Here is a 15,458-nt window from a genome sequence, read left to right on the forward strand (position 1 = left end):
TCCGTTACTTCAGGAAAGACTGTGCCTTCATCGTTTCGGCAATGGGCGCACCCATGCGGTTCAGGATCGTAGGCGCCAGCTGTAGCTGGTCGATCACCGTGTCGACCTCGGGGCCTTCGGCGTCGCCAAAGTAATACAACGCGGTTTCCTGTTGCAGCGGGCTGCGCCCGCCGTGGTGTCCCCGCTCATCCTGTCCGTGATCAGCGGTAACAATCACGTCGTACCCCAGTTGCCGCCAACGCGGGATGAAAGGTGCCAACATCTCGTCAGCTACGAAGCAAGCGTGGTCCATCTCTTCGCAATCGTGGTAAAAACGGTGCCCCATACTGTCCAATGTGCAGGCATGCAGCAGGCCGTAGTCCAGCCCATGACGCAGGCACAGATTGGTCAGAGTGGCATAGAGATCAACGTCGGACGGGGTCATCTGATTGGCTTTGCCATAGCCTGTCATGGTGTGAAAGCGACCGTGGTTGATCGTTTTGCTCTCAGGCTCATCATATTCAATGTCACGGACGTAATCGAACGGGTGGCGGTTGAAGAACTGCGACCAATAGCTGTGGGTGACAGCGCCGGTTACGCCACCAGCCTCTCGTACCTGGCTGAAAACGTCCTTGTGGCTCAGGCGGAAGACATTGCCGTTGCCGGTACAGCCGTGTTCCTGCGGTGTCACACCAGTATGGATCGAAGCATAGCAGCTGGCCGACGTGGATGGCAGAACAGCGCGTAGCTTCCAGACCCGCGCCTCACCGCTGTCGACCCAACCTTCAAGGTTACCGAACAACCGTCGGAAATTGCGCCACGGAACACCGTCCAGGATGATGAGGAGTAGTTTGCGGTCCATGTCTTTGGCCTTTTGACTAAATAATTCTGGCGACCCTAGGGGATTCGCGATCATGGGTCTGCCCGTTCGCGCCCCCAATAGCAAAATCCCGACACCTGTCATCGAACAAGGCGCCGGGATTTCAATTTTTCACTTATCTGTCACGGAAAGGGCAGGGGTCAGTTTCCGGCGCTTTCCATTTTGCGGTGGGCGACAACCTCTTCCAGCCAACCCAGATGCATTTCGGGGACGGAACTGAGCAGCAGATCGGTATAGTCGTCAAACGGCGGGCTCAGCACCTCGCTTTTCGACCCATAGCGAACCACGCGGCCCTGATACATCACTGCGATGCTATCGCTGATCGCGCGCACCGTCGCCAGATCGTGGGTGATGAACAGGTACGCCACATCCTCGATCTTCTGAAGGTCCAACAGCAGTTTCAGGATGCCATCCGCCACCAATGGATCAAGCGCCGAGGTGACCTCGTCACAGATGATCATCTTGGGCTTGGCTGCCAGCGACCGCGCGATACAGACACGCTGTTTCTGACCACCTGACAGTTCCGCCGGATAGCGGTCCATGTACTTTTCGCCCAGTTCGATCTCATCCAACAGTTCGACGATCCGCTTGCGTTTTTCGGCACCGCGCATGTTGAAGTAGAACTCCAGCGGGCGTCCAATGATCGTACCAACCGTCTGGCGTGGGTTCATTGCCACGTCAGCCATCTGGTAGATCATCTGCAGCTCGCGCAGGTCTTCACGGCTGCGGCCCTTCAGATCGCCACTAAGCTTGCGGCCAGCAAAGGTGATTTCACCATCGCGCGGCGGCAGCAAGCCTGTGATCACCCGCGCCAGTGTCGACTTGCCCGAGCCGGATTCGCCGACAACCGCCAGTGTCTGCCCCGGATGAAGCTCGACATTGACGTTGTGTAGCACGTCAAAATTCAAACCCTTGTAGCGCGCGGTAATACCTTCGACGCTCAATACCGATTCCGGTGTGGGTTTTTTCTCTTCGTGCTCGATCGAGCGGACCGAAACCAGCGCCTTGGTGTACTCTTCCTGCGGGTTGTTGATGATCTGGTCGGTATTGCCATACTCGACCGTATTGCCCATTCGCAGAACCATGATGTCATCACTGACTTGAGCAACAACGGCGAGGTCATGCGTGATGTAGAGCGCAGCAACGCCAGTATCACGAATGGCCTCTTTGATCGCCATCAGAACGTCGATCTGAGTGGTCACATCCAGTGCTGTGGTCGGTTCATCAAACACCACCAGATCAGGCTCAGGGCACAGCGCCAGCGCCGTCATGCAACGCTGTAGCTGACCGCCCGAGACCTGGTGAGGATAACGATCACCGATATTGTCCGGATCGGGCAGCCCTAGCTTGGCGAACAGTTCCCGCGCACGGCTTTCAGCCTCTTTACGCGAAAACTTCTTATGTTCGACCGCAGCTTCGACAACCTGATCCATGATCTTCTTGGCTGGGTTGAACGATGCGGCGGCGGATTGCGAGACATAGGCAACCTCGCCCCCACGCAGATTGCGAATATCGCTATGCGGGGTTTTTAGAATGTCGCGCCCGTTGACCCAGACTTCTCCGCCGGTCAGTTCGACGCCACCGCGGCCATAAGCCATGGACGCCAGACCGATGGTCGATTTACCGGCACCGGATTCGCCGATCAGCCCCAACACCTTTCCGCGTTCGAGGTCAAAGCTGACCCCGTGCACGATTTCGATGTCATGGGGCTTTTCGCCGGGCGGATAGACGGTCGCGCCGATCTTGAGGTTGCGGACCTTGAGAAGGGTATCACTCATCCCCGGCCTCCTTTCAGCGATGTGGTACGGTTCAGAACCCAGTCAGCCACAAGGTTGACCGAAATGGCGAGCGTTGCGATGGCGACAGCAGGGTACAATGCCGCGCCGATTCCATAGACGATCCCGTCCTTGTTTTCCTTCACGATGCCACCCCAGTCCGCCAGCGGCGGCTGGACGCCCAGACCCAGGAACGACAGGGTCGAGATAAACAGAACCATAAAGATGAACCGCAGCCCGAATTCGGCCACCAGAGGTGACAGAGCATTTGGCAGGATTTCCCGGAAGATGATCCAGCGACGACCTTCACCGCGCAGCTTTGCGGCTTCGACATAGTCCATCACGTTGATGTCCACGGCGACCGATCGAGACAGTCGGTAAGGACGTGTGGCGTCCAACAGCCCCATAACAAGGATCAGGATCGGAACGGTCACCGGAACAATCGCCAGGATAACCAGTGCCAGGATCAGCGTTGGGATCGACATGATCAGGTCAACCGTCCGGCTCAGCGCTTGGTCAGCCCAACCACCCAGAACCGCAGCCAAAAGGCCCAGCGAGGTGCCAGTGATAAAGCTGAGGATCGTAGCCATCGCAGCGATAAAGATGGTCGTGCGACCACCATAGATCATACGTGTCAGCAGATCGCGCCCGATATTGTCCGTGCCCAGCAGATGCTCGGCGCTTGACGGTTCCCACACATCACCGACCACTTCGGCCATTCCGTAAGGGGCGATCAGTGGGGCTGCGATCGCTATGAAAAAGTACAGTCCGGTGAAAAACAGACCGACGGCGGCCGAAATAGGAATGTTCTTCATCATTTCGGATGCCTCAGTCTTGGGTTGGCAAGGATAGACACAATATCGGCAACCATGTTGAGCCCGATATAGACCGCGGCAAAGACGACGCCGCAGGCCAGAACGACTGGCACGTCACGCTTGGTCACCGAATCCACCAGATATTGCCCCATGCCGGGATATACGAACACCACTTCGACAACGACGACGCCCACAACCAGATAGGCCAGGTTCAGCATCACAACGTTGACAATAGGGGAAATCGCGTTGGGAAACGCGTGGCGCGCAATGACCTGAAAATTCGAGAGGCCTTTCAGTTCAGCCGTTTCGATATAGGCCGACTGCATCAGGTTCAGGATCGCAGCGCGGGTCATTCGCATCATCTGCGCCAGAACCACCAGTGTCAGAACGAAGGCAGGCAAGGCGATGGCATTGAGCTTTTGCCCGAAGGACATTGTATCGTTGATCATTGCGAGTGAGGAGAACCAGCCCAGTTTCACCGAGACGAAGTAGATCACCACGTAACCGATCAGGAATTCCGGGATCGAAACCGTTGTCAGGGTGATTGCAGAAATCAGTTTGTCAGGCCAGCGGTTGCGGTACCGAACGGCCAGAAGGCCTAGAAAGATAGCAAGCGGCACGGAAACGACGGCTGCAGCACATGCCAGGAACAGGGTGTTCCCTAAGCGCTTTCCGATGCTTTCTGCGATGTCGAGTTTGTTGGTCAAAGACTGACCCAGATCGCCCTGCAGGATGCCGCCCAGCCATTCGAAATATCGGGTTAGAGCGGGACGGTTGAGGCCCATTTCCTCGCGCAGGTTTGCCAGCGCCTCGGGGGTTGCGGATTGGCCAAGGACCGCTTGCGCAGCGTCCCCAGGCAGGGCTTCGGTGAGGCCGAAAATCAGAGCCGATGCACCGAAGAGAAGCAGGAGTCCCAGCGCAAGGCGCTGGGAAACCAGTTTGATGATAGGATGCATTATCCGTGGGCCCTATCAGGCGAACCACATCTTGCGTGACATGTTGCCATTCATCATCTCTTGGGTTGGGTCGCTTTCCCAACCTTCGAGTTGATTGGTGACGCCTTCGACAAAATCGTTGAACATCGGGCAGATCAGACCGCCCTGGTCGCGGACCATCATGCCCATTTTGCTGTAGATGTCCTTGCGTTTGTCGTTGTCCAGTTCGGCCCGTGCTGCAAACAGCATTTCGTCGAACTCTGGCACCTTGAAGCGGGTGTCGTTCCAGTCGGCAGTCGACAGATACGCTGTCGCGTACATCTGATCCTGCACCGGACGGCCACCCCAATAGGATGCGCAGAACGGCTGAACGTTCCAGACCTCCGACCAGTAGCCATCGTTGGGCTCGCGCTTGATTTCCAGCGGGATACCGGCCTGAGCCGCACTTTGCTGGAACAGGGCCGCTGCGTCAACGGCACCCGGGAAGGCGCCATCTGCAACACGCAGGATGATCGGCGAACCGTCATGGCCCGACTTCGCATAGTGCTCTGCCGCCTTTTCAAGGCTGTAGTCGCGTTGCGGGATAGAGCCGTCAAACAGCGGGTATGCCGCATTGATCGGCATGTCGTTGCCAATTGTGCCGTAGCCGCGCAGAACCTTGTCGACCAAGTCCTGGCGGTTGATTGCGTGTTTTAGCGCCAGCCGCAGTTCGTTGTTGTCGAACGGCGCGGTGTCGCAATGCATGATGAACACATAATGTCCACGGCCGGCGGTCGAGTGCACCGTCAAGTTCGGGGCGCGGCCCAGCAGATCGGCAACCTTTGGTTCAACGCGGTTGATCGCATGAACCTGACCGGACTGCAGAGCAGCCGTACGGGCAGTCGCATCGTTGATGACAATCACTTCGACGCTGTCGAAATTGCCGAAATCGGGGTTCCAGTGGTTGGCAAATTTCTTGAACACGTGGCGTACGCCCGGCTCATCGACTTCCAACTGGTATGGTCCGGTACCAATGCCTGCACCTGGGTTTTCCATTCCGCCATCAGGCTGAATTATCAGGTGATAGTCGGCCATCAGATACGGCAAGTCGGCATTTGGCTCAGTCAGTGTGACCTGGAAATTGTCGCCATCGGCCTTCATTGACTCGATGCCCTTCATGATACCCAGGGCACCGGACTTGGAGTCTTCGTTCGAGTGGCGCTCCATGGTTTTCAGCACGTCTTCGCTGGTCATGGTCTTGCCGTTGTGGAATTCGACGCCCTGACGCAGTTTGAACGTCCAAACTTTGGCGTCCGCGCTGCCTTCGACGGCTTCAGCCAGGCGCGGCTCGATCGACCCGTCGGGCGCAACTTCCACAAGCTGGTCACCGAATTGTTTGCCGTTCTGGAACGGCACCGAGCTGGCATAGGTCGCCGGATCCAGCGAATTGGTGGATTCGCCGCCTTGCAGGCCAAATTTCAGGTCGCCGCCCTTCTTCGGTCCTGCCGCGCGCGCAGCGTCAGCGAACATGGTGCTGGCCATCGCCGCCGACACACCCAGAGCCGCCGCTTTCCCCATGAATTCGCGACGGGTCAGTTTGCCCGCAGTGACCTTACCGGCCATGTGAGTGAGTTGTTCGTTCATTTAGTGATCTCCCAGTTGATTGAATTTCAGCCCTTCCCGGGCATTTTTATTGACGCATGAGTCAAGTTAGGCGCATTTCGGTCTACCGAGCAAGGACAAATGTCTGACCTTTGGCCACCAAAATATCACATCTGGTTTCGTGGAACGGCGTCCTCCGTTTGTTTAGAGAATACCAAGGTTTCGTTTTCAAAGGCACTTATTTGCGCCTTAAGAAAAAAGCTCTCTCGATCCGACCACATTTCGCAGGATGTTTCCGTGCGCAGGTCTATCCCGTCCCGACTGATCTCCTGTGTCCAGCGGCACCGCCCGTGGGCGGATAGCGGGTTGTCGGGGTGGATGGTCCAGCGTTCATATGCAGTGCCACCATGCGTAAGCCCGTGGTGATTGTCCGTTACGCGACCGAAATCGTCTTCGATGATCAATCGGGTTTCACCTGAATTCAAGTCAGTCTCCACCCGGCGAGAGTTGCTGCTGTCCCGCAGGGTCGTCACATCAATCGGGGTTTCAGAATCGGGCGGCTGAAACACATGCTCATCATCACCCGCGGTCGGCCGGTTCGGGATCGTGATCGTACCACCTGTCAGGTGCAGTTCGACGGGTTCAGGCGCTGGCCAGATCAGCGGCCAATACGCGCTGGACACAGCCACCCGCACGCGATGCCCTTTGGGAACGCGATAGGCGATATGATCCAGGTCCAATGAGATTTCGTAGGGTTTTCCAGGTGTCAACGGAGTTGGTTGCGCGTGGCTGTCTCGGTGCGACAGGTTTAGAACGCCATAGGTGATCCGGGTTGAGGCCCCATCCGGATGGACATGATTTAACCGCACGGCAATCTGTGCCTGCGGACGGTCGGCACTGACATTCAGGCAAATGCGCGGAGCGCCGACAATATCAAGATCTTCCGACAAAGGCGGGCCATCGAAACAGGCGGACAACGCATCATCGGGGCGCTGATCGCCGGGCATGTCGGGTCCCAGCCAAATTGCGCAATACTCGCCGCCATCCATGCCGCAGGTTTGGGGCGACTGGACCCGCGTCTCCAGCGGCTCATCTTGCCCGAGCCCATCGTTCGACAGGTTCAAAGTTAGGTTGGACAAATGCGAGCTCGCGCCGGCTTGCTCGCTGATCCAGCGCCCGGGTCTGTTGTTGTACCACCGCTTTGGGCGGACGCCGTCCATCAGATACGCTCGATAGTCTGGGTCGGTTTCAACTCCGCTATCCAGACCTTTCAGCCAATGATCCCACCAACGCAGTGCCTCTTGAAGAAAACCGATCCTCGGTTCGGGCACCGCGAAATGCGGGTATTTGTGCACCCATGGCCCCACGATTCCCTTGACCGGAGCGTTAAGCTGTTCGACCAGCAGCGGCACGGTATTCTTGTACGCGTCCCCCCAACCGCCTATGGCCAAAGTCGCCGCGCGGATCGCGCTGAAATCCTCGCAGACAGAGCCATGCTGCCAATAGGCGTCGCGCGTCTGGTGGCGCAGCCAGGTCGAGGGCAGGAACGTTTGATTTTCCAAACGCTTAAGCCACAGCTCGCGCCAGTTGGGGCGCAGCGCAGGATCCGGTGCGCGGGATGAGTACGACCACATGGTCGCGCCCCAACCCAGGTTTTCATTTAGCAAGCATCCGCCCTTGTAATGGATGTCGTCTGCGTAACGATCTGCGGTTGAACACAGGGAGATAATTGCTTTCAGCGGCGCGGGTTGAAGGGCGGCAACCTGAAGCGCGTTGAACCCGCCCCAGCTGATTCCCATCATCCCAACGGTGCCCGAACACCACGGCTGATCCGCCAGCCACCGAATTGTTGAGACGGCATCATCCAGCTCTTGCTGAGTGTATTCGTCTTCCATCAACCCTTCGCTGTCGCCATTGCCGCGCATGTCCACACGAATGCAGGCATAGCCGCGTTTGGCAAACCAAGGATGGGTCAGGGCATCACGCGTCGCTGTACCGTCACGCTTGCGATAGGGAAGAAACTCCAAAATGGCCGGAACGGGGTTGCTGTCTGCATCCATCGGACGCCAGACACGCGCTGACAGGCGACATCCGTCGGGCATCACTATGCCGACATCCGGTAAGTCTTCGATATCGCATAGCGAATTGAGCGAGCGCGTCATTGTGGAAGTGTCACGGTCTTTTGCGTTTCCCGGTGTTTGAAAATCGTCAATTCATCGCCTGATTGCGACAACAAGGTCCATCACGTTTGTTCCGGTCGGACCCGTCACCAACAAAGCGCCGGCGGCGTCCAGAAAACTCCCGCTATCTGCATTCTGCAGGGCATGCTCAGCCCCGTCGTCCCAGGTCGTGCCGTCAACAACCGCTCCGGCGGCATTGGTCGGGCCATCGGTTCCGTCTGTTCCGCCAACGACCAGCGTCAGACCCGAGGTCCCGGCTATTTCACGGGCCAGCGCCAGAGCCAGCGCCTGATTGCGCCCGCCGCGGCCCGGCTGATCTGGCAACACAACCGTAGGCTCACCGCCGAACACCATGACACCCGGGGGCATATCCCTCAGGCGTTGTCCCAGTTGGGAAGCGACGTGCAAGAAGTCGTCGTGCAGGCATTCTTCATTGGCCAATACTTGCAGGCTTTCACGACGCGCCAAATCTGCTGCCGCAGAACGCGCATGAGCGTTCGACGCAACAATCTGGGTCACGGCGTCAAATTCGTAAGTTTCGGGCAAGGCACCGATCCCCGATCCGATGACATTCAGATCATCCCCGGGAACGTCCGAGATTGCCAGAACGGTGGCTTTTGCCCCTTTGAAATGGGCCAGCAGCCCACCGCCCTTTATCCGGGACAGCTTGCGACGCTCGGCATTCATTGCGGTGATATCCATCCCTTCGGACAGCAGCCTGCCGTTCAGCTGCTCCAGATCACTCAAAGTGTTTCCCGGCAGCAAATCCTCAGCCAGGGATGAGGCTCCGCCCGAAACCAGAAGCAGCACATGAGAATTGGGTGCCATAGCCTCGATCGTGGCCCGCAGGGCGCGACCGCCCTCAAGGCTGCGCGCGTCCGGAACGGGGTGTGAGGCCTCGATCAGCTGAACATGTTCCGGCAGACCGCGTCCGTGATCATCCTTGGTGACAACCAGCGTCGGACGCGGGCCGAAATGTTCCAATGCCGCGCTGGCCATTGCTGCGGCTGCCTTGCCGACTGCCAAGATCTGGTCGGGCGTTGGAACCCCATCCAGAACAGCTTTGGTGGCCCTTTTTCCGTCAACCGCATCAACGCCAGCCTGCCAAATGCGAATTGCCTGTTGCCTCTGATCCATCAGTTTTCCATCCAAATCGTGACTGGTCCGTCATTAACCAGCTCTACCGCCATGTCGGCACCGAATTGCCCGGTTTCGACGGCCACACCATGCGCCTGCAACCGCCGCGCAAACTCTTCATACAGGTGCTGCCCCTCATCCGGGGCCGCAGCCTCGGAAAACCCTGGCCTGTTCCCGCGCGACGTGTCGGCGGCCAGCGTAAACTGGCTGATCACCAGAGCCGAGCCACCCACATCAACGACAGAGCGGTTCATCTTGCCGTTTTCATCTTTGAAAATGCGCAACTTTGATACTTTGGCCGCAAGCTGCCCGGCCTTTTGTTCATCATCGCCTTTCATCGCACAGACCAGGATCATCAACCCAGGGCCAGACTGTCCGATCGTTTGTCCATCAACCGAGACCTTGGCCAGGGAAACCCTTTGTAGCAGTGCGCGCAAATCCGTTCTCCGTTTGGTGACGTGGTTATTCAACCCAGCGTGCGATCTCGTCCAGACCGGCACGGCTGGTTCGAAACCCGTTTGCAGGGTGGTCTGTATCGGAATAGCCGAAAGAGATTGCGCACAAGATCAAACGGTCATCGGGGATACCAAAGTATCGGTGCAGGAACTGACCATAGCTGGCCACCGCGGCCTGAGGGATTGTGGCCACCCCCAGCGCTTGGGCGGCGAGGGTGAAGGCCATGACAAAACCACCGCAGTCCATCGCTCCGTAAGGACCAAGGTCCGCAGGGCTTGAGATAATCGCGCAATGCGGCGCACCGAAAAGGGCAAAGTTTTCCATCATTTGCTTGGCCGAACCGGCGCGGTCCCCGCGCTGCACGCCCACGGCTTCGTATAATGCCCAGCCACATTCGCGACGTCGCTCCTGATAGATACCGGTATACGCCGTCGGGAACGGCAGGTCGGGTTCCGGTGCGCCGGTTGTGACTTCGTTTTGCAGCGCCTTTCGAAAAGCGTCAGTCTCGGCTCCACTGGTGATCACGATGTTCCAGGGCTGCGCATTACACCAGCTGGGCGCACGGGACGCGCTGGTCAGAATCTGTTTGATCTGGTCTTTGGGAACGGGTTCAGGTCGGAACGCCCGGCAAGAATGTCGCTCAGCCAGCAATCGATCCAAATCGGATAGCGTCACTCTGCTCCCCCTTCGTGTATCCGAGGCGCAGGATGGCGTCAGGTTCGGCGATATTCAAGCGGTTAAAAGGGGACAGGTGCTACTGCTGACCAGTTGCCATGAGGTATCCGACACCCGCTGCAACCAGCAGACCCAACACAACAGCGATCGTGATCTTGATAGCGGACCAAGGGCGTTCGCCCTGAACACGCCCCGTTCTGCCGTTAACAACGAAACGATAGGTCTGACCCCGATATTTGTATGCGGCCAGCCAGACAGGCAGTAGAATATGTTTGAAGGTTACATTTTGCACATCCGTGTCGATTGCGTGAATGCGCTGCCGGTCGCCGCCGATATCAAAACGCACATCTCGTTCGATCACCCGGGCCATATGCCCGCGCGCTTCGGTATACCCGTCCTGCAATTCGACTGTATAAGCCTCGGCCCGGAATCCCGCCAGATACTCCGGCTGGTAAGGTTCAAGCGCCGGCAAGTCCCAGGGTTCCAATGCGTCAGTATAGCGTTTCGGCAGTGACTGGGACGCGAGCACAAGAACATCGTCAAAGAACCGGGCAACCCGACCGGATTTTGGGGACCACCGCACCTTTGCCACCTGCTGTTGCACGCGCTTGCCGTCACGCATGACGGTCCGGGTCTCGTAATACACCGTGCCCCGCTCGCCGCGATAAGCTGACTTGGTATCCGCGTCGAAGGTCCAGTAGGGGACGTAAATCCCCTGCATCTTGCGACCTTTGCGGGCGTAATCCTTCAACCCGTTGGGCGCGAACCACAACTTGCCAAGCCAGCTCGACATCGACTTATGAGCCGACCGTTCATCCAGAGCAAAGGGCAACACGCCTTTTGGCTTGATATGCCGGTTAACTCCCGTCTCCGTGACTACCGGAGTGGCACAGAACGGGCATTCGGCCGCATGGGTGTTCGGGTCAAACTCGACCTCAGCTGCGCAGTTCGGGCAGGACAGAACCCGCGTTTCTTCGATCTCTGCTTCCGGCAGCTTGTTCGCCAGCGCTGCGTTGAAATCCAGTTCTTTCAGGCTGGCACCGCCCCACGGTCCGGCGCCTATGGATTCCGAATGCCCGCAATGATCGCAGGTCAGGGTCCCGTTGCCCGGATTGAACCGATAGTCCGAGCCGCATTGCTCGCAGGGAAAGCGGTGTTCTTCAGTCATTGCTTGAACTCGGCTGGCTGAACGGGCTTTCCAGGGCCGATGATTGCGCGGATCACGACAGCCAAAAAGATGCAAACCACTATAAACAAAAGGGAATTATGCGCCAGAACTTGCCATCCATAAGGCGTCAGTATGCCATCAACAGATCGCACGAAATCGCCACCCCCGATTTGAGAATCGAATTTATCGTTGTGCGATTGATGCCATCCTCTTAGCCGACCGATTGCAATACTCAGCAGGACAAGACCTGTGCTGATCGCTCCCCCCCAATAAGCTGCCCGGAAAAAAGTAACCGGCTTGCGCATCATCGTGCGCAGGGCGGGTGCGACGAAAATCCATGCAATCAGAAAAGCCGAGGGTACACCAAATAAAGTCAATAACTGAAATAGAGACCACAGAGTGGCGTCCCATCTGCTTTGGAAAAGATCAAAAAGCATCGGCGCGCCAATCACGCAAAACCACCCGAGAATTGCACTCAAATTGACGGCGCGCCTGATCTCTCTTTGCGAATAGGCAGATATGTCGGCGTTTGCCGTCACCGATTACGCCCCCGGCGGAGGCGGCGGCAGGATGGTAAACAGCTGCGCAAGCTCCTGCACGTCGCCCGCTTTTTTCCAGCCGTCCTGACCGGCGGTCCAGACATGGGTGTCGCGGGTGATCTCACCATCAGTCGCCATGCGGCCCATCTTGGCCTTGGAAAACGGGCCGCTGGTCTGCCCATCCAGGGCGATATGCCAGACATGCTCGACCGGCGGCGGAGGAGGGGGCGGTGCCGCATGCGCCGCTGGTTGCGAGGCAGCGGGGGCGGAACCGCCCCACGGTCCGCTTGGTTGACCCGCTGCCATGTTTGCCATCTGGTTGGCCATCGCCATGCCCATACCCATGCCTAGGCCTGCACCCATGCCGCCGCCCTGACCGGGGTTGTTGGCTGCTGCGGTCATCGCTTCGGCGGCGGAATACTGGGTGAACTTGCCCAGATCGCCTGCCAATCCCATCGACGTCCGCTTGTCCAACGCAGCCTCGACCGCAGGCGGTAGCGAGATGTTTTCGATGTAGAACTCGGGCATCTCAAGCCCGTACCCTTCCAGCACGGGCGACACCTCGGCGGCGATAAGTTTACCCAGATCGGCGGTGTTGGCGGCCATGTCCAGCACCGGAATGCCCGATCCTGCGATTACGCGGCTGAACTCCTGCACGATAATGTTACGGATCTGAAAGCTGATCTCATCCATGGTGAATTCACCATCGGTGCCGACGATTTCAATCAGGAACTTCGCGGGGTCCTTGACCCGGACCGTGTATGTGCCAAAGGCGCGGATACGGGTCGGTCCGAACTCCGGATCGCGCAGCATGATCGGGTTCTTGGTGCCCCATTTCAGATCATTGAAACGCGTCGTGTTGACGAAATAGATCTCGGATTTGAAGGGCGACTGAAATCCGTGATCCCAATGCTGCAGCGTCGTCAGGATCGGCATGTTGTTGGTCTCAAGCATGTAGAGGCCGGGCGTGAATACATCTGCCAATTGCCCTTCGTGCACGAACACCGCTGCCTGTCCTTCGCGCACCGTCAGTTTGGCGCCGTACTTGATGGCATGTCCTTCACGCTCGAACCGCCAAACCATGGTGTCGCGGGTGTCGTCGACCCAGTGAATGACGTCGATAAATTCTCCGGTCAGAAAATCGAAAATACCCATTGGGGTCTCCTTTCCTTGGGCTCAGAGCTGCTGGCCCATCAATTCGCGAGCAATAATCCGGACCACCGGGCGGGCGTCTTCAGCCGTAACACCGGGTTCAAGGCGCGGGTCATAAAGCATTGTCAGAAGTTTCTCGTCATGGCTGGTCAACAGCGCAAACTCGTCATTGTCGTTGAAAATCGAAGGCCGTGCCGCTGGGCTGTCATTGGACAATCCAAGCCCCTGCGCAATTTCCTCGTGGATGCAACTGCGCCGGGTCAGGTCCGGCAGTTCAGCCCGGATGAGAGTGACAGCCCGCACAAATTTATACGGTGAGGTATTGGTAGGAGACGCAAAAACAAGACAGTCAATATTGGCGCGCGGGTTTGCAACCAAATCCAGTGAAGGCGTGCTGATGCCCGGAATCAGCTGTTTCAGGCGTTTCACCACATAGGCGCTGTCATCCTTGCCTGCAAAGAAGACATGGAAGTTTGCCTTGCGATTGACGACCGAGATCGGGTGATCCGTCAATTTACTCAGCCGCTCCGCGAACGCCTCGACGTCAGCCGCGTCTTTTTTGCGTATCTCGGGTGCCACGGACGGGGCGAACTCGGTCTGAATCCGCACAGGTCCTGCCCACCGGCTTAGCTGTCCGTCCGTTCGCCGAATGCGTGTAGTTACAGCGTGATCGGGGTATTCGCTGTAAAAGGCAATAGCCTCGAAATTACGGGCCAAATCATCGGCATCATAGGGTGTGTCGGGACCACCTCCATCCACGCGCAACATGTCGCGGGTGAGCAGGTCACGTTCGACCCGCTGATAGAACCGGGCCAGATCCTGACTTGCCGCAGACGGGGGAACATAAGCATTAGGTGCCGGTGCAGGTGCAACCGGGCGCGGTTGCGGCACGACGGACGACGTCAGCGCCTCATCGCAATTGGCCAGCGCCAACAGCGCCACCATACCCAACAGAGGTTTCAGATATCCCGGCACTTGCACGTCCAGCCTGCCTTTAGCTCGAAACCGCAGTTCCAGCGTTGTCGCCGACGCCGTCTTTGCGCGCCTTCGCAGAGGCAAGGGTGTCGCGCAGCTCGGTCTCCATCTTCTGCAGCTCCTGTTCGGCTGCGGCGCGTTTGGCCTTGCCTTCGTCAGCAATTGCAAGGCTTTCGTTGATCGTACCGATCAGGTCAGCATTGGCTTGCTTGACCGCCTCGATATCAAACACACCGCGCTCCATTTCCTCCCGGATCATCTTGTTCGACTCACGCAGGTTCGCCGCGTTCGAGGTCAGCAGCTCATTCGTCAGGTCATTCGCATCACGCACGGCCGCGGCCGCCTCGGCGCTACGCTGGATGGTGACGGCCTGCGCCAGTTGCGTTTCCCACAGAGGCACGGTGTTGACGAGCGTCGAGTTGATCTTAGTCACCAGCGACTTGTCGTTTTCCTGCACCAACCGGATCGAGGGCAGCGATTGCATCGTTACCTGTCGCGTCAGCTTCAGATCGTGAACACGCCGTTCCAGATCATCCCGCGCTGCGCGCAGGTCACGCAGCTCTTGCGCTTTCATGACTTGTTGGTCTTCGGGAGCGGCCTGAACTTCGGCTTCTTTTTCGGGGATGTTCTGGCTGTCCAGCTCGGTCAGCTTTTCTTCGCCTGCTGCGATATACAGCGCAAGCTCGTCATAAAAGCCCAGCGTTTTTTCGTACAACAGGTCCAGCGACTTGATGTCTTTCAGTAGCGTATGTTCGTGGCCCAGCAAGTCGTCGGTGATCCTGTCGATCTGCCCCTGAACATCTTCAAACTTGGCGGTAAACTGGGCAAAAGGCGCAGCCTTGCCCAACAGCTTTTCCCACCAGCTGCGTTCGCGCCGGACGTCCAACTCGCTGACTGAAAATCCGCGGATCGTCGTGACGATATTGCGCAGACTGTCCCCGGCAGGTCCGACATCTTTGTTGCGGACATCCGCCAACATGGCTTGGCTGATTTCCTGCAATTCCGCCTGGGCAGACGACCCGAACGCGACGATGGAATTGGTATTATCCATGTCGATCTCATCCATGCGCTTGCGGATTTCGGCGCTGACAGGTTCGTCGGCCTCTTCAAGCAAGACGATTTCGGCGGTCGGGTCGGGCAGGGTGACAGCGGTCACTTCCTGTACCAGCGTTTCAGCCTCGACCGCCTTGTTCTTGATGTCATCGGACATG

14 protein-coding genes are annotated in these 15,458 nt (G+C 57.9%); all 14 read right to left on the minus strand.

Annotated elements, in window-relative coordinates:
- Positions 1 to 4 precede the first annotated feature (4 nt).
- A complete protein-coding gene (locus AC2FJF_RS07110) occupies positions 5 to 841 on the minus strand; it encodes an alkaline phosphatase family protein (RefSeq protein WP_496724201.1) in 837 nt (278 codons plus the stop codon).
- A gap of 158 nt (positions 842 to 999) precedes the next feature.
- Positions 1,000 to 2,637, minus strand: coding sequence for an ABC transporter ATP-binding protein (locus AC2FJF_RS07115; RefSeq protein WP_496724203.1), 1,638 nt, complete (start codon positions 2,635 to 2,637; stop codon positions 1,000 to 1,002).
- The gene (locus AC2FJF_RS07120; RefSeq protein WP_108859503.1) at positions 2,634 to 3,449 is read right to left on the minus strand and encodes an ABC transporter permease; all 816 of its coding nucleotides are present in this window, start codon (positions 3,447 to 3,449) and stop codon (positions 2,634 to 2,636) included. Before AC2FJF_RS07120 ends, AC2FJF_RS07115 begins: the two co-directional genes overlap by 4 nt.
- Positions 3,449 to 4,405, minus strand: coding sequence for an ABC transporter permease (locus tag AC2FJF_RS07125; protein WP_058276793.1), 957 nt, complete (start codon positions 4,403 to 4,405; stop codon positions 3,449 to 3,451). Before AC2FJF_RS07125 ends, AC2FJF_RS07120 begins: the two co-directional genes overlap by 1 nt.
- Positions 4,406 to 4,420: 15 nt before the next feature.
- Positions 4,421 to 6,007, minus strand: a complete 1,587-nt coding sequence (locus AC2FJF_RS07130; RefSeq protein ID WP_496724205.1) for an ABC transporter substrate-binding protein — start codon at positions 6,005 to 6,007, stop codon at positions 4,421 to 4,423.
- 125 nt (positions 6,008 to 6,132) lie between these two features.
- Entirely contained in the window at positions 6,133 to 8,127 is a 1,995-nt protein-coding gene (locus AC2FJF_RS07135) for a CocE/NonD family hydrolase (protein WP_496724207.1), read from the minus strand.
- Positions 8,128 to 8,178: 51 nt separating this feature from the next.
- Positions 8,179 to 9,282, minus strand: a complete 1,104-nt coding sequence (locus tag AC2FJF_RS07140) for a glycerate kinase type-2 family protein (RefSeq protein WP_496724209.1) — start codon at positions 9,280 to 9,282, stop codon at positions 8,179 to 8,181.
- Positions 9,282 to 9,719, minus strand: a complete 438-nt coding sequence (gene dtd, locus AC2FJF_RS07145; RefSeq protein WP_496724211.1) for a D-aminoacyl-tRNA deacylase — start codon at positions 9,717 to 9,719, stop codon at positions 9,282 to 9,284. Before dtd ends, AC2FJF_RS07140 begins: the two co-directional genes overlap by 1 nt.
- A 25-nt stretch (positions 9,720 to 9,744) precedes the next feature.
- Entirely contained in the window at positions 9,745 to 10,413 is a 669-nt protein-coding gene (locus tag AC2FJF_RS07150) for a nitroreductase (RefSeq protein ID WP_496724213.1), read from the minus strand.
- Between the two features lie 79 nt (positions 10,414 to 10,492).
- Positions 10,493 to 11,581 (minus strand): TFIIB-type zinc finger domain-containing protein, encoded by a 1,089-nt coding sequence (locus AC2FJF_RS07155; protein ID WP_496724215.1) that lies wholly within the window; start codon positions 11,579 to 11,581, stop codon positions 10,493 to 10,495.
- Positions 11,578 to 12,120, minus strand: coding sequence for a hypothetical protein (locus AC2FJF_RS07160; RefSeq protein ID WP_496724216.1), 543 nt, complete (start codon positions 12,118 to 12,120; stop codon positions 11,578 to 11,580). Before AC2FJF_RS07160 ends, AC2FJF_RS07155 begins: the two co-directional genes overlap by 4 nt.
- A gap of 3 nt (positions 12,121 to 12,123) precedes the next feature.
- The gene (locus AC2FJF_RS07165; RefSeq protein ID WP_496724218.1) at positions 12,124 to 13,275 is read right to left on the minus strand and encodes an SPFH domain-containing protein; all 1,152 of its coding nucleotides are present in this window, start codon (positions 13,273 to 13,275) and stop codon (positions 12,124 to 12,126) included.
- Between the two features lie 21 nt (positions 13,276 to 13,296).
- Positions 13,297 to 14,217, minus strand: a complete 921-nt coding sequence (locus AC2FJF_RS07170) for a DUF2927 domain-containing protein (RefSeq protein ID WP_058276873.1) — start codon at positions 14,215 to 14,217, stop codon at positions 13,297 to 13,299.
- Positions 14,218 to 14,266: 49 nt separating this feature from the next.
- Positions 14,267 to 15,457, minus strand: a complete 1,191-nt coding sequence (locus AC2FJF_RS07175) for a toxic anion resistance protein (RefSeq protein WP_058275612.1) — start codon at positions 15,455 to 15,457, stop codon at positions 14,267 to 14,269.
- Position 15,458: the final 1 nt, after the last annotated feature.

This window comes from Ruegeria sp. CDSB013 (genome assembly GCF_059611165.1).